Here is a 16,425-nt window from a genome sequence, read left to right as displayed (position 1 = left end):
TTACCTCCGAGGTCATGGCGAGCGCGACCGGGCACCCCGTAACGTCGGCCCGGTGACGACCGTGATGAACGCCCGGGACCAGCGCCCGATCGGTGAGCTGCTCCGGCAGTGGCGCGAGCGCAGGCGGATCAGCCAGCTGGATCTGGCGATTTCGGCGGAGATCTCCACCCGCCACCTGAGCTTCGTGGAGACCGGGCGGTCGAAGCCGAGCCGGGAGATGGTGCTGCGCCTCGGCGAGCACCTGGAGGTCCCGTTGCGCGAACGCAACCAGCTGCTGCTCGCGGCCGGGTACGCCCCGGTGTACCGGCAGGGTGAGCTCGCCGACCCGGAGCTGGCGGCGGTGCGGCAGGCGGTGAAGCAGATCCTCACCGGGCACGATCCGTACCCCGCGGTCGTCGTCGATCGCGCCTGGACCATGCTCGACGCGAACTCCAGCATCGCGGTCCTGGTCGACGGCGTGGCTCCCGAACTGCTCGCCCCGCCCGCGAACGCGCTGCGCGCGACGCTGCATCCGGACGGGATGGCGCCGCACATCGTGAACCTGGGGGAGTGGCGCGCACACCTGCTGGGCCGGCTGCGCCGCCAGGTCGCGGTCACCGCGGACCCCGAGCTGGCCGAACTGCTCGACGAACTGCGGGGATACCCGTGCGATCAACCCGTGCCGGAGGTGGAGATCCCCGGACCGGGCGACATCGTGATCCCGCTGCGGATCCGGCGCGGCGACACCGAACTCGCCTTCTTCAGCACGGTCGCGACCTTCGGCACCCCGGTGGACGTCACCGTCGCCGAGCTGGTCATCGAATCGTTCTTCCCCGCGGACGAGGTGACCGCCGAACACCTGCGGGCGCGCTGAGCGCTTCCGGCGCGATCCGGGCCGAAGCGGCACACTGGACGCCATGTCCACCCAGGACTGGATCCTGCACGTCGACCTCGACCAGTTCATCGCGGCGGTCGAGATCGCGCGGCATCCCGAACTGCGCGGGCGGCCGGTGGTCGTCGGCGGCTCCGGTGATCCCACCGAGCGGGCCGTGGTCGCCACCGCTTCCTACGAGGCGCGGGAGTTCGGCATCCAGTCCGGGATGCCGTTGCGCTTCGCCGCCCGGCGCTGCCCGGACGCGGTGTTCCTGCCCTCGGATCCACCGGCCTACGAGAAGGTGTCCGAGCAGGTGATGGCGACCCTGCGCGAGCTCCCGGTGGTCGTCCAGGTGATGGGCTGGGACGAGGCGTTCCTCGGCGCCCGCACCGGTGACCCCGAGGCGCTCGCCGCCCAGGTCCAGCGCGCGGTGTCCGCCGAAACCGGGCTGTCCTGTTCGGTCGGCATCGGGGACAACACCCTGCGCGCCAAACTCGCCACCGGATTCGCCAAACCCGCCGGGATCTACCGGCTCACCGCCGAGAACTGGATGCCGGTGATGGCCGACCGGCCGACCGACGCCCTGTGGGGCATCGGCCGGAAGACGGCGAAGAAGCTCGCCGAGGCCGGATACGCCACGGTGGCCGAACTGGCCGCCGCCGGCCGGGACGGCCTGGCCGCGCGGTTCGGGCCGACGATGGGCCCGTGGTACCGCATGCTGGCCCACGGCTACGGCGAAACCGAGGTGACGAGCACCCCGTACGTCCCGCGTGGCCGGGGCCGGTCGACCACGTTCCAGGAGAACCTGACCGATCCCGCGGAGATCGCCGAGCAGCTGGGCGTGCTGGCCCGGCGGGTCGCCGAGGACGTGGCCGAGGAGGGGCGTCCGGCCGCGCGGGTGCAGGTGACCGTCCGGTTCGCACCGTTCTTCACCCAGACCCGCAGCCTCACCCTGCCCGCGCCGACCAGCGACGCCGCCGAGATCGAACGGGCGGCCCGGACCGTGCTCGAGCGGTTCGAGGGAAACCGGCCGATCCGGCTGCTCGGCGTGCGCGCGGAGTTCCCGCGAGCCTGATCGGGTGGGTGTCCGGCCGGTCGCACCCGGTGATGAGAAGATGCCCGCGGCGGGACCAAACGAGAACGTACGACGTGAGGAAACAGCCCGATGGCCAACGTTCCCAGCATCACCCTGAACAACGACGTCGCGATCCCGCAGCTCGGGTTCGGGGTCTACCAGGTTCCGGCGGAGGACACCGCGAAGGTCGTGCGCATCGCGCTGGAAACCGGGTACCGCAGCATCGACACGGCCGCGGCCTACCGCAACGAAGCCGGTGTCGGGGAGGCGATCCGCTCGTCCGGCCTGCCGCGTGCGGAGCTGTTCGTCACCACCAAGCTGTGGAACTCCGACCAGGGCTACGACGCCACGCTGCGCGCGTTCGACGCGAGCGCCGGGCAACTCGGCCTGGACCAGATCGACCTGTACCTGATCCACTGGCCGGTGCCGAAGCGGGATTGCTACGTGGACAGCTGGCGGGCCATCGAGAAGCTCTACGCCGACGGCCGGGTGCGCGCGATCGGGGTGTCCAACTTCCACATTCCGCATCTGCGGCGGCTGTTCGACGAGACCGGGATCGTCCCGGCGGTCAACCAGGTCGAGCTGCACCCGTATCTGCCCCAGGCCGAGCTCCGCGGGTTCCACGCCGAGCACGGCATCGTCACCGAGGCCTGGAGCCCGCTGGCGCAGGGCGCGCTGCTGTCCGCGGAGCTGATCACCAGCCTGGCCGCCAAGTACGGCAAGAGCCCGGCGCAGGTCGTGCTGCGCTGGCACCTCCAACTCGGGAACGTGGTGATCCCCAAAACGGTGACGCCTTCCCGGATCGCCGAGAACCTCGACGTCTTCGATTTCGAATTGGCCGAGGACGATCTGGCCGCGATCGGCGAACTGGACAACGGAAACCGGGTCGGCCCCGACCCGGACACCTTCAATCTCGCCTGATTCACCCCGGAGTTCAGCAGTTTGGAAGTAGCCGACCGGCCCCCTGCCTCATAACCTTGTTATACGACTCGTCGACGCGGAGGTGGAAGGGGCGGAGCTGATGAGCACTCAGGTTCAGGCCGCTGGGTGGAAGGGTGTCATCCCGGCGCTCAACCTGCGGGGGCACAAACTCGCACTGCTGGGCTTCCTGCTGATCGTGCTCGCGCACTGGGCCGAGCACATCGCGCAGGCCATCCAGATCTACGCCCTGGACTGGCCGCGGCCCGAGGCCGGTGGCGTGCTCGGACTCGTCTTCCCGTGGCTGGTTTCCTCGGAATGGCTGCACTACGGATTCGCCGTGGTGATGCTGTTCTTCTTCATCGTGCTGCGCCACGGCTTCACCGGACGATCCCGCACCTGGTGGCAGATCGCGCTGTGGATCCAGGTGTGGCACCACTTCGAACACCTGCTCCTGCTGGTGCAGGCGTCGACCGGCGCGCACCTGCTGGGCAAGCCCCAGCCGACCAGCATCGCCCAGCTCGTGTTCCCCCGCGTCGAACTGCACCTGTTCTACAACGCGATCGTGTTCGTGCCGATGGTCGTGGCGATGGTGTACCACCTCCGGCCGAACGCCGAGGAACGCGCGCAGATGCGGTGTTCGTGCGCGGCGCCGGTGCTGGTGCGCTGAGTTGTGCTCGGTGGACACGACCACGTCCTGAGCGTCCCGGTCAGCATCGGACCGCTCGTCCTGCGGATCGCCCTGCTGTCGGCGGTCCCGGTCGTCGCCGGGTTCGCGATCATGCGGGTGTTCCAGCTGGAATCGAGCCGTGCGACCAAATTCGGCGTCGCCGCGGTCGCCGGGATCGCGGTGGTGCTCGAGCTGCTGCTCGCCGGCGGGCTGGATCTTCCGGAACAAGCGGTGGTGCCGCTGCTGGCCGCATTGGCCGGACCGCTCTACCTGCTGCGGTCCCAGGATCCCCGCTTCCGCGTGGCGGTGGGACGGACGCGCCGGGCCGCGCCCTGGGTGGTGTCGGTGACCGCGGTGGCCGCGGCCGTCGAGTTCGGCCGGGCCTGGTTCGGCGGCCGGGAATCGAACGCCGCCCTGCTGCACACCGGCATCGTGCTCGCCCTGGTGGCGCTGTCCTGGTTCGTGCTGTGCCAGCCCCGCTCCCGGGCGGTGCGGGTGCTCGTCCGGGGCCAGGCGGTGGTGCTCGCGGTCGCGATCACCGGGGTGACGCCCACCCTCTTGGCACCTTGACAACAATCTTGGGCGGGCGCCTAATGACACGATGAACACCCGGGACAAAACGCTCGTCGGGATCTACGCGCTGGTCGCGGCCGGGGCGCTGGTGGCGACCTGGTGGAACAACCTCGCCTACTTCGCCCAGCCGGGCAACGACGGCATTCTCGGATTCATCCGGGACGGGTACGCCAACCACGCGGCGGCCTCGCTGACCAACGACGTCATCCTGGTCGCGGTGGCCGCCATCGTCTGGATGTTCGTCGAGGCGCACCGGATCGGGCTCCGGCACGCCTGGGTCTACGCCGTGCTATCGGTGGTCATCGCGATCAGCGTGGCGTTCCCGCTGTTCCTGATCGCCCGGCAACGCAAATTGGCCGCCGCCCGGTCAGAAGCCGTCGTCGGTGTAGGGCGCGAGGGGAGTGCGTAGCGCCGCGCCGAACCGCTCCGCCGCACCGGGTGCGTGCTCGGTGATCAGCCCGGCCCGGACGAGCCGGACCGGATCGGCGCCGCCCAGGTAGACGCGGGCGAGTTCGCGCGCGGTGATCGTCAGCTCGGCGGCCGCGGTGGTGGGCTCGCAGCTCCCCGAGTCCTCGCGGGTGATCAGCCGCCACGAACCGTTGTTGCGGCCGATCTGCTCGTCCCGGACGTCGAGCACCAGCTCGGCCGGTGCGGCGTAGCACCGCGCGCCGAGCGCCGCGGGAACGTCGATCAGGCGCAGCCACAGGGAAGGGTGTTCGCGGAGGGTGAGATCGTCCTCGTCGGCGAGGAGCAGCGGCAGCAGGTCGTCCACCGGGCGAGTGCCGCGGATCCGGTCGATCAGATCGATCTCGGTGAGAAAGCGCCACAGCGTCGCCTCACCGGCCGGATCGCTCGAGTGCAGTTCCCTGAGCTGCAGGACGCAGGTGTCGTCGTCGAGGTCGAGGGTGCGGTAGATCGCGTAGCCCTCGGGTTCGCGGCCCGGCCCGAGCAGGACGATCCGCGGCGGGCTGAAGTCGTCGTCCTCCTCGTCGATCTCGGGCAGGATCATGCGCTGCCACCACCCGGTGTCCCGCGCGAACCGCCCGGCGCGGCGAACGCGGGCGTCCTGGTAGAGAGCGGCGAGGGCCTTGGGCGCCTGTTCCGGTTCGAGCAGGCGGAGGTCGCCGGGTTCCGGTTCGACCGCCAGCCGCACCGGTCCGCGCGTGACGAGTTCGAATTCGACCGCCCGGGTGGCGACGCCGAAGCCGAACCGGCCGTAGATCGCGGCTTCGGACGGCCACAAACCGGCCAGCGGCGTGCCTTCGGCGACCGCGTCCCGCCACAGCCGGTTCAGCATCGCGGTCAGCACCCCGCGGCGGCGATGCGTCGGCAGCACCCCGGCCAGGGTGACCCCGGCACACGGAACCTGGGCTCCCGGAACGGAAATCCGGCGGGGGAGCCAGGCGATCGCACCGATCAGCTGCCCGTCGTCGTAGGCGCCGATCCGTCGCGCGCGGCGCCAGAGCCAGCGGTTGCGGGCTTCGGTGTCCTCGTCGGATTCGTGGAAGACGATGTCGGAGAGCCGGACCATCCGGCCGAGGTGGGATTCGGGGATCTCGCGGACCTCGATCGAGGCGGTGCGGGAAGGCACGCCCGATGGTATCCGGGATCGGCCGTTCACCTAGGGGAGTGGAATCCGGGAAACCCTTAGTCCTGCGGGTACTCCTACTGTGCGAAGAGTCAGAACATGATCGACAGGAGGTGTGTTGTGCGAAAGATGCTCGCTGTCACCGTGACCGTGGCCGGGCTCGCCCTGGTGGCCGCCGGATGCTCGGGTGAGGAGAAGCCAGCCGCGTCGGCCCCCGCTCCGGCTCCGGCGCCGAGCAGCAGCCCCGCGGCGCCACCGCCGCCGGCGTCCTCCGGCCCCCTCACCCGGAACGTGGACTTCCGGGGCGGGCAGGTCAACCCCCCGGCGGAGGTGGTGGAGATCGCGCGCGGCCAGCAGATCTCGCTGCACGTCAGCTCGGACCGGCACGACGACATCGAGGTCACCGGTTACCCGGACAAGACCGAGGACGTCGATCCCGGTGACCCGGAGGACCTCGACTTCGTGCCGGACCGGCCCGGTGACATCCCGGTCCGGTTGCGGGCGGCCGGGGTCGACCTGCTCACCCTGCGGGTGCGCTAGGTCAGGTCGCCTTGAGCCCGGCGCTCACGAAGTCGGCCTGCTGCGCGGGTTGCTTGAGGTAGTCCCGGAACGCCTGCGCGGCACGCTGCTGGACGTCGTCCACGCCCTTGCCGGCCAGGCCCAGGTACGGGTAGTCGGCCGAACGCGCCGACGCCACCGACTCCGGCCGGGAGCCCACCAGCTCCGGTTTGGCGGTGGTCAGTTCGCCGACCCACCAGGAGGCCTCCGGAAGCCAGGCCGCGGGCAGGCCGCCGATCGCGTCCAGGTTGCTGCGGCCGGTGAGCGCGTTCAGCACCCGCTCGGAAGGCATCGCCTCGACCCGGATGTTGATGCAATGCGAGTGCACCACGGTCCGCGCCTGGTTCCACCGGTTGGCCGCCGCGGCCACCGGCTTCTCCGCGCTCGGGGTCACCACGACCCGGATCGCCGCGTCCCCCTCGGCGCAGTTGGTCGCCTCGGCTTCGGCCCGGCTGTTGAGCACGCCGTCCGCCCAGCCCCAGCCGAGCCAGCCGAGGACGAGCAGGGCGGCCAGCACCACGCAGGCGATCGGCCACTTCGCGATCTTCCGGCGGCCGGCGGCCTTGCCGATGGCCCGGTGCGAGCCGGTGTCGGTGGACCGGCCCGCCACCCGGAAGGACCCGGTGTCGTACGCGTCGCCGACCACCCGGTGCGAACCGGTGCCGGTGGCGCTGCCGACCACCCGGTGCGAGCCCGTGCCGGTGGACCGCCCGACTACGCGGTGCGAACCGGTGTCGGTCGACCGCCCGACTACGCGGTGCGAACCGGTGTCGGTGGGGCGGCCCACCGCCGGGTGCACATCGGTGTCACCGAATCGGGTGTCACGGGGCTGAGGACGGAACGGAGCGGGGTCATCTTCCACCCTGCTATGGCGTCCCATCGGCATCCCTTTCGGAAGGTTGAGTCTGCTCTGCGTATGCAATCAAAACGTTATCACTCTAACAGGGGAGCGGAAACGAGCAAATGTGATGACAGTCCGTTGTTTGAGGACGCCATTAGGGCTATTTCGCGATGCTAAGCAAATAGTGGCAATGCGCGATCAGGCGATCACGCAAGGGTGCGGACTCGCGGGCGAAGGCCGCCTGGGCGCGGGCGTACTCGGCCCGCCCCTCGGCGGTCTCGATCCGCACCGGCGGATAGCCGAGTCCGGACAGGTCGTACGGGCTCGCCCGCATGTCCAGTTCGCGGATCGTGGCCGCCAGTTCGAAGCAGTCGCCGAGCAGCTCGGACGGGAGAAACGGGTCGAGTTTGTACGCCCATTTGAACAGGTCCATATTGGCGTGCAGGCAGCCGGGCTGTTCCAGGTCGAGCTGGGTTTCCCGGGTGGGCGTGAGCTCGTTGCGCGGCCGTGCGGCGTCGGTGAAGAAGCGGAACGCGTCGTAGTGCCCGCAGCGCACGTCGAGGGACTCCACCAGCTGATCCGTCCCCGCGGAGCCGAGTCGCAACGGCAGTTGCGCGTGCCGGAGCTGCTCGGCGGGCTGCCGGTACACCATCGCCCATTCGTGCAGGCCGAAACAGCTCAGCCGGGGGCTGCGCGCGGCGGTCGCCTCCAGCAGTGACAGCGCGAACCGGGCGGTCCGGACGCGTTTTCCGGTGAAACCGCGCTCGTCCAGCGCGATCCCGCCCGGGACCTCGTGATAGCCCTGGCGATCCAGGAAGGCGCGGGCGGCGGAGCCGGCGAGAATCACGCCCGGGCCCGGCTGCCACCGTTCGAGATAGGACGGCCGATGTGAATAGTAGGTGAACAGAAAATCCAGGACTGGATGTTTCTCACCACGTGCACGCCGTTCCTGGTGGGGAATCGTCCACTTGCGCATTCGTTCGGTGTGCGCCCGTTCCCGAGCGCGCCACTCGGATTCCGGCAGCACGGTCGGGGCGGACATGTTCCCATGGTGGACCATCGGCTCAGCTCGTCACGTGCGTGCCGTCGCGGACCGTGCCCACGTACTCCTCGACCAGGTCCTCCAGCGCGACGACCCCGATGACCCGGCCCTGGTCGTCCAGCGCGCGGGCCAGATGACCGCCGTCCTTGAGCATCATCGACAGCGCCCGGTCCAGCCGGGCGCCCGCCGGCAGGTCGATGAGGCGCCGGGTCTTGGCCGCCGGGACCGTGGTGGTCGGCGCGTCACCGGCCTGGTCCAGCACGTCCTTCACGTGCAGGTAGCCGACCAGCTCACCGGCTCCGGTCCGGATCGGGAACCGGGAGAATCCGGTCGAGGACACCGCGCTCTCCACATCGCCCAGGGTCGGCGCGGTGCCCAGCGTGGTGACCTGGTCGATGGGCACCAGCACGTCGGCGACCGTCTTCTGGACCGAGGACAGCGTCTGGCTGAGCCGTTCGTGCTCGGACTGCTCCAGCAGGCCTTCGCGCCGTGACTCGCTGAGCAGCTCGGCCAGTTCGGCGGAGGTGTACGCGGTTTCCAACTCGTCCTTCGGCTCGACCTTCACCAGGCGCAGCAACGAGTTCGCGACGAAGTTCAGCAGCCAGATGAACGGGTTGGCCAGCTTGACCCACGCCACGTGCGCCGGGACCAGCCAGAGCGCGAGGCGTTCCGGTTCGGCGATCGCGAGGTTCTTCGGCACCATCTCACCGATCAGCACGTGCAGGATCGTGATGAACGCGAGCGCGATCGCGAACGAGATCGGGTGCAGCAGGACTTCCGGGAGGTGCAGGAGTTCGAAGGCCCCGGCGAGCTGGTGCGCGATCGCCGGTTCGCCCAGGCGGCCGAGCAGCAGCGAGCAGATGGTGATGCCGAGCTGGGCCCCGGCCAGCATCAGCGAAACGTTCTTGCTGGCGTTGATCACGATCTGCGCCCGGGCCTTGCCCTGTTCGCGCAGGGCTTCCAGCCGGTCGCGGCGCGACGAGATCAGGGTGAACTCGGCGCCCACGAAGAACGCGTTGGCCAGCAGCAGCACGACCACCAGGAAGATGTAGAACCAGTCGTTCATCGGGCGAGCTCCCGATCCGATCGGGGTTGCCACGCGCTGGCCGGGCCGCCGCCCAGGTGGCGCACGTCGATCTCGGCGATGCGGTGGCGGTCCATGGTGCGCACGGTCAGCCGCCAGCCGTCGACGTCGATGCCGTCCCCGGCGATCGGGATCCGGCCCAGCCGCTCCAGCACCAGCCCGGCGATCGTCTCGTAATCGCCTTCGGGCATCCGGAATCCGGTGATCTCGGCGATCTCGTCGGCACGCAACTGCCCGGAGACCATCCAGGTGTCCGTGGCCAGCCGCTGCGAGCTGGGCGCCTCCCGCTCGTCGTGCTCGTCGCGGACATCGCCGATGATCTCCTCGACGACGTCCTCCAGGGTCACCAGCCCGGCCATGCCGCCGTATTCGTCCACCACGACCGCCAGCTGGAACCGGGAATCGCGCAGGCGGTTGAGCAGCGCGTCCCCGGGCAGGGATTCCGGAACGGTCGGCACCGGTCGCATCACCGAGCCGACCCGGACCGCGTCGCGCTCGCCGGCGGGCACGGTGAAGGCCTGTTTGATGTGCACCGCGCCCTGCACGTCGTCGAGATCCTCGCGGTAGACCGGAAACCGCGAGAACCCGGTGCGCCGCGCGAGTTCGATGAGGTCGGTCACCGACGCGTCGATGGAGAGCGATTCGACTTGGACGCGCGGGGTCATCAGATCGTCGGCGGTGCGCTCGCCGAAGCGCAGGGACCGGTCCAGCAGTTCCGCGGTCGAGGTGTCCAGGGTGCCGCTCGCCGCGCTGGAGCGCACGATCGAGCCGAGTTCCTGCGGTGACCGCGCCGAACGCAGTTCCTCCTGCGGTTCCACCCCGAACTTGCGCACCAGCCAGTTCGCGCTGTTGTTCATCAGCGTGATCAGCCAGCGGAACAGCGCGGAGAAGCGGGAGTGGTACCCGGCGACCGCCCGCGCGGTCCGCAGCGGCCGCGCGATCGCCAGGTTCTTCGGCATCATCTCGCCGAGGATCATGGACAGCGAGGTGGCCAGCAGCAGCGCGATGACCAGCGAGCCGCCCGCGGCGAAACCGTCGGAGAACCCGATCGCGGTGAGCAGCGGGCGGACCAGCCGACCGATCAGCGGTTCGGCCACGTACCCGGTGACCAGCGTGGTCAGCGTGATGGCGACCTGGGCGCCGGACAGCTGGAAGGACAGCGTGCGGTGCGCCCGCTGCACCGTCTTCGAGCGACGGTCGCCGACCTGGCGCACGTCGGCGTCGACGGTGCTGCGTTCCAGGGCGGTGAGCGAGAATTCGGCCGCGACGGCGAGGCCGGTGCCCACGGTCAGCAACACGAAGAACACGACGCCGAGGACCGAAAGCAGAATGTCCATCAGCGTGAATCCCGCCTCGGTCCGGGCACGCGCACCAGGCGTGCCGGGCGGAGATCGCCCCAGGTCAGGCGGGCGGGGACATCGGGTAAGCCGGGTTCGTCACCCGGCTCAGTACTGTCACCAGGTGACTGCGCATCGCGCACGAAAAGAGTCACTCCTCATAAGGATGGAACAAAGACTGCGCCGGTATGCGTAATTCTACCGTCAACAGTCGCCGCACGTGCGCGGGACGGCTCAACCCGGTGCGCGGCCGAGCAGGGCGACCAGGCGATCGGGGGCGCTCGCGTCCTCGCCTGCCTTGACCGGCGGGGCGAAGATCCCCAGCCCCTGCCAGGACTCGACCTGGGGACCGAACTCGTCGATGAGCCGCCGGGCGAGCTCCTCGCCGATGGGCTGCGGTGCGCCGATGGCGGTCGCCAGGTCCCAGCCGTGCACGGCGAGGTCGACGGTCATCTGCCAGCCGTATTCGGCCGCGCCGATCTCGCCGCCGGTGACCTGCACGCGGCGCCGCACCGCGCCCGGTGCGGTCCACGCCCGGCGAGCCTCGGCCGCGGAGCCCTCCCAGGCGGCCACCGGATCGTCGCCGAGGACATCGCCGTCGAACCGGTCGCCGATCTCGGCGAGCGTCGCACCGGCCAGCAGGTGCGGGACCCACAGCTGCTCGGCGACCAGGTGGTTCACCAGGTCCCGGACGTTCCAGTCCGGGCACGGGGTCGGCGCCGCCCACTGGCCGGGTTCGATCCGGTGGACGAGGTCGTCGAACCCGCGCAGCGCCTGCCCGTGTGCGTCGAGGAGTTCCATGTCCCCACTGCACCACGGGCCACCGGCAAGCGCAGCGATCAGTGCGCCTCGGTACGCGCGGAGTGCCGCCGGACGGTCTCCTCGACCAGGTTCAGCACGGGTTCCAGATCGTCCGCGGGCAGGCCCATCGCGAGGTGGGAGACCAGGCCCTCGAGCACCAGTTCCAGGAACGCGGTGAGCACGTCCACGTCGACGTCGTCGCGCAGGTTTCCGGCCTCCCGCTGGCGCAGCAGGCGCTGCCTGGTCGCCCGGGTGAGCTGCTCGGACCGCTCGGCCCAGCGGGCCCGGAACTCCGGATCGGTGCGCAGCCGCCGCGACACCTCGAGCCGGGTGCCCAGCCAGTCCGCCGGATGCTCGCTGTCGCCCGAGAGCAGGTCCCGCATGACCTGCACCAGCCCCTGGGCCGCGACGACCTCCGCCATCCGCACGGCGTCGTCCTCGGCGAGCGCGAGGAACAGCGACTCCTTGTCGCGGAAGTGGTGGAAGATCGCGCCGCGCGAGAGGCCGGTCGCTTCCTCGAGCCGGCGAACCGTGGCACCCTCATAGCCGTAGCGTGCGAAGCAGACTCGCGAGCCGTCGAGGATCTGGCGCCGGCGTGCGTCGAGGTGGTCCTGGCTGACCCGTGGCATCCTGTGATCCTGGCACCGCGGGCGGTATGTTCGCAATCCGTACGTACGTACTGTTTTTCACACTTCGCGCGCTTCGGCACCTCGCCTGCCGAAACGGGGAACTCGGTGTACCGAAACGGGGGACTCGCGCGTCCGAAATGGGGGACTCGCGACGGCGGGCCCGCGCTCGCTCGCGAGTCCCCGGGCTTCGGACGCTAGGGGATCAGCAGCGCGGCGTCGTTTTCCGGCTGCGCCTCGCGTTCGGCCCGGTTCTGCGCGGCCATCCGGAGTCCGGCTTCGCGGGGCGGCATCCCGTCGATCGACCACTGGCCGAGCAGCAGGGCGACCTTGGCCTGCATCTCGGTGCGCAGGCGCAGGAACGAATCCGCCGGATCGGCGCCGACCTCGCCGAGCAGCAGCCACCACGCCCAGGCGGCCGCGCCCGCGTTGGCCACGAAGTCCGGGATCACCGGGATGCCGCGCCCGGCGAGCATCGCCTCCGCCTCCGGGGTGGTCGCCGCGTTGGCGGCCTCGATCACGACCTTCGCCCGGACGTCCATCGCGTTGTCCGGGGTGAGGGCGTAGGAGATCGCGGCGGGCACGAGTATGTCGGCGTCCAGGGCGATCACCTCGCCGCGGGGGAGGCGGCGCACCCCGCCGGGGACCCGGGTCCGGTCGATCTCGCCGAACGCGTCGCGCGACTCCAGCAGGGCCGGGATGTCCAGGCCCGCCGGGTCGTACAGGGTGCCCGCGGCGTCGGCCACCGCGACCACGCGCATCCCGGCCTCGTGCAGGTACCAGGCCGCGCCGCCGCCCATGGTGCCGATGCCCTGGACGGCCACGGTCGTGTCCTCGGCGCGCATCGCCCAGGACGCGGCGACGCCGAGGCAGGCCTGCGCCACGCCGTAGCCGCCGATCACGTCCCCGAGCAGCAGGCCGCCGGGCACCGGTGCGTTCAGGCCCGCCTGCACCCGGCGCAGCGTGCGTTCCGGATCGGTCGAGCGCCGGATCGCCGCGTGGTAGGACTGCTGCAGCCCGAGGTCGGCGAACGCCTCGTCGATCAGGTGCTGGGGGACGCCCAGGTCCTCCGCGGTCACCCAGTGCGCGTCCAGCCACGGGCGCATCGCCGAGCAGAAGCGCTTGAGCACGTCGAAGGCGCGCGGGTCCTTCGGGTCGAGGTCGATGCCGCCCTTGGCGCCGCCGACCGGCAGGTTGAAGGCCGCGGTCTTGTTGGCCATCCCGCGGGCGAGGTCCTCCACCTCGGACATCGTGCAGCTGGCGCGCATGCGGGTCCCGCCGGTGGCCAGGCCCGAGACCAGGGTGTGCACCACCAGGTAGCCGCGGGTGCCGGTGACCGGGTCGGTCCAGGTCAGTCTCAGCAACGGGTCAATCCGATCGGTGCGCACGACTCCCACCTCCACGCTGGTTTTCGATCTCGGTCACCGGGCCCGGGCCCCGTGCTGCGCGCAGCGTGCAGCGCGCCGGATTCTCCTTGTGGCTCAAGGGAAAGGGTGCCGCGATGCGGTTCGGGGTGAGGGCCGGGTTCGCCCGGCACTGTCAGGGTGCGCCCGGCCACGCCCGCGCGTCCAGTTAAAGATCATGCACATTTGCCTTTAGGGTTGGTGCATGGAGCTTTCGTTACACCGTTTGCGGATGCTCCGGGAACTGCATCGCCGGGGTACCGTGACCGCCGCCGCGGTGGCCCTGCATTACACCGCCTCCGCGGTTTCCCAGCAGCTCGCGCAACTCGAGCGCGATGTCGGTGCGAAACTGTTCGAACGGCTCGGCCGGCGGGTGCAGTTGACCGAACTGGGTGTGCTGCTCACCGAACACGCCGAAGAAATCCTAGGTTCAGTCGAACGGGCGACAATGGCCTTGGAAGAGGCGCAGGAAACGGTTTCCGTGCGGCTCACCGCGGGAGTGTGGGCGTCGGTGGCGTCCGGCCTGCTGCCGTCGGCGTTGAACGCCCTGGCGGCCGAACACCCCGGCATCGAGGTCAAAACGATCGAACTGGCCCCGGAGGACACCGCCGACGCGGTGCGGGACGGCACGCTCGACCTCTCGTTCGTGATCGACTACACCGACGCCCCGATGCCGTGGGGGCGAGGGCTCGAGCGCTCGGTCATCGCGGTGGAGCGGCTGCACGCGGCGGTGCCGGCCGGGACGTTCCCCGGGGGCGGGGTGTCGCTGCTGGAGCTGGCCGAGCATCCGTGGATCCTGTCCAGCGCGAAGAGCCATTTCGGACGCGCGGTCCGGGTCGCCTGCCAGCGAAACGGCTTCGAGCCGAAGATCAACCACGAGGTCGGCGAGCAGGTGACCGCGATGGCCATGGTCGGCGCCGGGCTGGGCATCACCCTGGTCTCCGATCTGGGGCTGACCCTGCGGCCGCCCGGGGTGGACATCGTGGCGCTCACGACCCCGGTGATGCGCACGGTCTCGATCGCGTACCGCACCACCGCGCTGCGCCGCCACGCCCTGCACCTGGTGATCGAAGCGGTCCGCACGGCCGCCGCCGAACTCGGCGTCGGCGTCCCCTGACGCGGGTCCGCCAAGCGGTTCAGGGCGCGGGGTCCTCCCCGGCCGGGGGATCGCGCTCCTCCTTGCGGGGTCGCCCGCGCGGGCGCATGCGGCCGACCGCGCTCGGCAGCCGGCCCGCGTCCGACAGCGCCTGCCGCAGCAGGAACTCGATCTGCGCGTTGGTGCTGCGCAACTCGTCCGCCGCCCACCGCGCCAGCGCGTCGTGCACCGCGGGGTCCAGGCGGAGGAGGAGTTTCTTGCGCTCGGCCGGCACGCGGTACGCCTACTGGTAGAGGGTCCCGGCGTTGACCACCGGCTGGGCGTCGTGGTCGCCGCAGAGCACGACGAGCAGATTGCTGACCATGGCCGCCTTGCGCTCGTCGTCGAGGTCGACGACCTGGTTCTCGGTGAGCCGTTCCAGCGCGGTCTCCACCATGCCCACCGCGCCGTCGACGATCCGCTGCCGGGCCGCGACCACGGCGCCGGCCTGCTGCCGCCGCAGCATCGCGTTCGCGATCTCCGGTGCGTACGCCAGATGCGTGAACCGGGATTCGATGACCTTGACCCCGGCCGACGCCACCCGCTCCGCGATCTCGACCGACAGCTTCTCGGTGATCTCCTCGGCGTTGTCCCGCAGGGAGAGTTCGCCGTCGCCGTGCGCGTCGTAGGGGTAGTTGTTGGCGATGTGCCGCACCGCGGTCTCGGTCTGGATCGCGACGAACCGCTCGAAACTGTCGACCGCGAACATCGCCTTCGCGGTGTCCTCGACCCGCCACACCACCACCGCGGCGATCTCGATGGGGCTGCCGTCCGCGTCGTTGACCTTGGCCACGTCGGTCTCGTGGTTGCGGATCCGGGTGGAGACCCGGCGCCGCCGGGTGAACGGGTTCACCCAGCGCAGCCCGTCCGTCCGGATCGTTCCGGTGTACCGGCCGAGCAGTTGCAGCACTCGCGACTCGCCGGGGTTGACCGGGGTGAGGCCGTAGCCGCAGACGACCGCGGCGACCACCAGCACCCCGCCCGCGATGGTGGCCACCAGCGGGCCGCTCGCGTCGTCCGCCCGGCTGACGCCGACCAGGAACAGCGCGAGCCCGCCGATCCCGGCCACCAGGATCAGCCCGAGCGCGAGAAAACCGTTCGCTCCGTTGACGACGCGTTCCCGGGTCTCCGGTGTCCTGCCTGCCATGGTTCCTCCCAGTTCCCGTTGTGCGACCAGGCTAGCATAGTGATATCACTTTTTCGGGTGGTCGTCTCACCCGGTCGGCGGATGCGTCGCGGTGTCGGGATGCTTGGATCGGCGGGGTGACTTTCGCCATCGGGATCTTCGATCTGTTCGCCTACGCCATACCCGGCTCGCTCTACTTGGGGCTCTTCGGCTATCTGGCGACCCGGTTGCACTGGATCGACGCGGCCGCGGCGGGCCGGACCCCGGTGGTGCTGCTGATCATCGCGGTCGTGCTGCTCAGCTACCTGCTCGGCTTCCTGGCCTATCCGGTCGGGGCGCTGGCCGACCGGCTGGCGCCGCGCTGGTACCGGCACGATCCCCGGGAGACCTTCCTCCGCCGCGAACCGGCCCTGCGGAATCGCGAGTTCGTCAGAGTGCACGGTTTCCTGCTGCTCTCCGCGGTGGAGCTGCACGACCGCGAGGCCGCGATGGACGTCTCGCGCCTGCGCGCGTCCGGGCTGATGCTGCGCAACTGCAGTGCGCCACTGCTGCTGGGAGCCGTGGCCGCGATCGTCGAGCTGATCGTGGGCGGGCACCGGTGGTTCGCCGCCGTCTCGGCGGTGCTGCTGGTGGCGGCGAGCGGGGGCACGATCTCGCAGGGGCGCAAGCTCCGCCGCTGGGCGCAGTCGAAGACGCTGGAACTCGCCGCCTGGATTCCCGACATCGACGAGCGGATCCGTGTCATGCGAGGCGAAGGACCCGCCGTCAAGGACGCGCACGGCGACTGATCAGGTC

Annotated in this window: 19 protein-coding genes; 9 read left to right on the top strand and 10 right to left on the bottom strand. The window is 70.4% G+C overall.

The genetic code is table 11. From position 1 onward, the window contains the following. Positions 1 to 64 precede the first annotated feature (64 nt). The 6 genes from FXO23_RS16395 to FXO23_RS16370 all read left to right on the top strand — a co-directional run bounded on the left by FXO23_RS16395 (position 65) and on the right by FXO23_RS16370 (position 4,498). Positions 65 to 853, top strand: coding sequence for a helix-turn-helix domain-containing protein (locus tag FXO23_RS16395; RefSeq protein WP_158886059.1), 789 nt, complete (start codon positions 65 to 67; stop codon positions 851 to 853). A gap of 43 nt (positions 854 to 896) precedes the next feature. Beyond that, entirely contained in the window at positions 897 to 1,928 is a 1,032-nt protein-coding gene (locus FXO23_RS16390; RefSeq protein WP_158885706.1) for a DNA polymerase IV, read from the top strand. Positions 1,929 to 2,018: 90 nt separating this feature from the next. Continuing rightward, positions 2,019 to 2,849: an aldo/keto reductase gene (locus FXO23_RS16385; protein ID WP_158885704.1), complete on the top strand. Its 831-nt coding sequence runs from the start codon at positions 2,019 to 2,021 to the stop codon at positions 2,847 to 2,849. Positions 2,850 to 2,949: 100 nt separating this feature from the next. Further along, positions 2,950 to 3,516 carry a hypothetical protein gene (locus tag FXO23_RS16380; protein ID WP_158885702.1) on the top strand — a complete coding sequence of 189 codons (567 nt, stop codon included), beginning with the start codon at positions 2,950 to 2,952 and terminating at the stop codon, positions 3,514 to 3,516. Positions 3,517 to 3,519: 3 nt separating this feature from the next. Then, positions 3,520 to 4,086: a DUF6239 family natural product biosynthesis protein gene (locus FXO23_RS16375; RefSeq protein WP_158885700.1), complete on the top strand. Its 567-nt coding sequence runs from the start codon at positions 3,520 to 3,522 to the stop codon at positions 4,084 to 4,086. Between the two features lie 31 nt (positions 4,087 to 4,117). Then, positions 4,118 to 4,498, top strand: a complete 381-nt coding sequence (locus FXO23_RS16370; RefSeq protein WP_158885698.1) for a DUF2834 domain-containing protein — start codon at positions 4,118 to 4,120, stop codon at positions 4,496 to 4,498. Here the strand turns inward: FXO23_RS16370 and FXO23_RS16365 are convergent. Continuing rightward, a complete protein-coding gene (locus FXO23_RS16365) occupies positions 4,457 to 5,680 on the bottom strand; it encodes a GNAT family N-acetyltransferase (protein WP_158885696.1) in 1,224 nt (407 codons plus the stop codon). The genes FXO23_RS16370 and FXO23_RS16365 overlap by 42 nt on opposite strands. 126 nt (positions 5,681 to 5,806) lie before the next feature. Between FXO23_RS16365 and FXO23_RS16360 the strand changes: the two genes are divergently transcribed. Beyond that, positions 5,807 to 6,217: a hypothetical protein gene (locus tag FXO23_RS16360; RefSeq protein ID WP_158885693.1), complete on the top strand. Its 411-nt coding sequence runs from the start codon at positions 5,807 to 5,809 to the stop codon at positions 6,215 to 6,217. Position 6,218: 1 nt separating this feature from the next. On the opposite strand, the gene FXO23_RS16355 is transcribed toward FXO23_RS16360, so the two are convergent. The 7 genes from FXO23_RS16355 to FXO23_RS16325 form a co-directional block, all read right to left on the bottom strand. Further along, positions 6,219 to 7,022 carry a hypothetical protein gene (locus FXO23_RS16355; protein ID WP_425484870.1) on the bottom strand — a complete coding sequence of 268 codons (804 nt, stop codon included), beginning with the start codon at positions 7,020 to 7,022 and terminating at the stop codon, positions 6,219 to 6,221. A 214-nt stretch (positions 7,023 to 7,236) separates the two neighbouring features. Beyond that, on the bottom strand, positions 7,237 to 8,118 hold the full coding sequence (locus tag FXO23_RS16350) for a 3-methyladenine DNA glycosylase (protein WP_158885692.1): 882 nt from the start codon (positions 8,116 to 8,118) through the stop codon (positions 7,237 to 7,239). 22 nt (positions 8,119 to 8,140) lie between these two features. Next, positions 8,141 to 9,184 (bottom strand): hemolysin family protein, encoded by a 1,044-nt coding sequence (locus FXO23_RS16345; protein WP_158885690.1) that lies wholly within the window; start codon positions 9,182 to 9,184, stop codon positions 8,141 to 8,143. Then, positions 9,181 to 10,539 (bottom strand): hemolysin family protein, encoded by a 1,359-nt coding sequence (locus tag FXO23_RS16340; protein ID WP_179956789.1) that lies wholly within the window; start codon positions 10,537 to 10,539, stop codon positions 9,181 to 9,183. The genes FXO23_RS16345 and FXO23_RS16340 overlap by 4 nt, the downstream gene beginning before the upstream one ends. A 234-nt stretch (positions 10,540 to 10,773) precedes the next feature. Further along, complete coding sequence (locus FXO23_RS16335) at positions 10,774 to 11,340, bottom strand: TIGR03086 family metal-binding protein (RefSeq protein WP_158885688.1); 567 nt, start codon at positions 11,338 to 11,340, stop codon at positions 10,774 to 10,776. 38 nt (positions 11,341 to 11,378) lie between these two features. Further along, a complete protein-coding gene (locus FXO23_RS16330; protein ID WP_158885686.1) occupies positions 11,379 to 11,969 on the bottom strand; it encodes a TetR/AcrR family transcriptional regulator in 591 nt (196 codons plus the stop codon). Positions 11,970 to 12,163: 194 nt separating this feature from the next. Beyond that, complete coding sequence (locus FXO23_RS16325) at positions 12,164 to 13,354, bottom strand: Glu/Leu/Phe/Val dehydrogenase dimerization domain-containing protein (protein ID WP_425484869.1); 1,191 nt, start codon at positions 13,352 to 13,354, stop codon at positions 12,164 to 12,166. Positions 13,355 to 13,574: 220 nt separating this feature from the next. Here FXO23_RS16325 and FXO23_RS16320 point away from each other — a divergent pair, with 220 nt between their 5' ends. After that, entirely contained in the window at positions 13,575 to 14,486 is a 912-nt protein-coding gene (locus FXO23_RS16320; RefSeq protein WP_158885684.1) for a LysR family transcriptional regulator, read from the top strand. Between the two features lie 19 nt (positions 14,487 to 14,505). Here FXO23_RS16320 and FXO23_RS16315 read toward each other — a convergent pair whose 3' ends face one another. Both FXO23_RS16315 and FXO23_RS16310 read right to left on the bottom strand, forming a co-directional pair. Then, positions 14,506 to 14,739, bottom strand: a complete 234-nt coding sequence (locus FXO23_RS16315) for a type II toxin-antitoxin system antitoxin (RefSeq protein WP_158885682.1) — start codon at positions 14,737 to 14,739, stop codon at positions 14,506 to 14,508. Between the two features lie 9 nt (positions 14,740 to 14,748). Further along, positions 14,749 to 15,651, bottom strand: coding sequence for an SPFH domain-containing protein (locus FXO23_RS16310; protein ID WP_158885680.1), 903 nt, complete (start codon positions 15,649 to 15,651; stop codon positions 14,749 to 14,751). A 116-nt stretch (positions 15,652 to 15,767) separates the two neighbouring features. On the opposite strand from FXO23_RS16310, the gene FXO23_RS16305 reads away from it, so the two are divergent. After that, positions 15,768 to 16,418: a hypothetical protein gene (locus FXO23_RS16305; RefSeq protein ID WP_158885678.1), complete on the top strand. Its 651-nt coding sequence runs from the start codon at positions 15,768 to 15,770 to the stop codon at positions 16,416 to 16,418. The last annotated feature ends 7 nt before the right edge of the window (positions 16,419 to 16,425 follow it).

The sequence above is a fragment of the Amycolatopsis anabasis genome (genome assembly GCF_009765355.1).
GTDB classification, from domain to species: Bacteria; Actinomycetota; Actinomycetes; order Mycobacteriales; family Pseudonocardiaceae; genus Amycolatopsis; species Amycolatopsis anabasis.
This window is presented reverse-complemented; position numbering and strand designations above follow the sequence as displayed.

What these genes read in the sequence shown, in the direction of transcription:
- FXO23_RS16370 (WP_158885698.1), top strand. Translation starts at nt 4,118, where the DNA reads ATGAACACCCGGGACAAAACGCTCGTCGGGATCTACGCGCTGGTCGCG.
- FXO23_RS16390 (WP_158885706.1), top strand. Translation starts at nt 897, where the DNA reads ATGTCCACCCAGGACTGGATCCTGCACGTCGACCTCGACCAGTTCATC.
- FXO23_RS16330 (WP_158885686.1), bottom strand. Translation starts at nt 11,969, where the DNA reads ATGCCACGGGTCAGCCAGGACCACCTCGACGCACGCCGGCGCCAGATC.
- FXO23_RS16380 (WP_158885702.1), top strand. Translation starts at nt 2,950, where the DNA reads ATGAGCACTCAGGTTCAGGCCGCTGGGTGGAAGGGTGTCATCCCGGCG.
- FXO23_RS16385 (WP_158885704.1), top strand. Translation starts at nt 2,019, where the DNA reads ATGGCCAACGTTCCCAGCATCACCCTGAACAACGACGTCGCGATCCCG.
- FXO23_RS16310 (WP_158885680.1), bottom strand. Translation starts at nt 15,651, where the DNA reads ATGGCAGGCAGGACACCGGAGACCCGGGAACGCGTCGTCAACGGAGCG.
- FXO23_RS16335 (WP_158885688.1), bottom strand. Translation starts at nt 11,340, where the DNA reads ATGGAACTCCTCGACGCACACGGGCAGGCGCTGCGCGGGTTCGACGAC.
- FXO23_RS16350 (WP_158885692.1), bottom strand. Translation starts at nt 8,118, where the DNA reads ATGTCCGCCCCGACCGTGCTGCCGGAATCCGAGTGGCGCGCTCGGGAA.
- FXO23_RS16320 (WP_158885684.1), top strand. Translation starts at nt 13,575, where the DNA reads ATGGAGCTTTCGTTACACCGTTTGCGGATGCTCCGGGAACTGCATCGC.
- FXO23_RS16345 (WP_158885690.1), bottom strand. Translation starts at nt 9,184, where the DNA reads ATGAACGACTGGTTCTACATCTTCCTGGTGGTCGTGCTGCTGCTGGCC.
- FXO23_RS16360 (WP_158885693.1), top strand. Translation starts at nt 5,807, where the DNA reads ATGCTCGCTGTCACCGTGACCGTGGCCGGGCTCGCCCTGGTGGCCGCC.
- FXO23_RS16340 (WP_179956789.1), bottom strand. Translation starts at nt 10,539, where the DNA reads ATGGACATTCTGCTTTCGGTCCTCGGCGTCGTGTTCTTCGTGTTGCTG.
- FXO23_RS16395 (WP_158886059.1), top strand. Translation starts at nt 65, where the DNA reads ATGAACGCCCGGGACCAGCGCCCGATCGGTGAGCTGCTCCGGCAGTGG.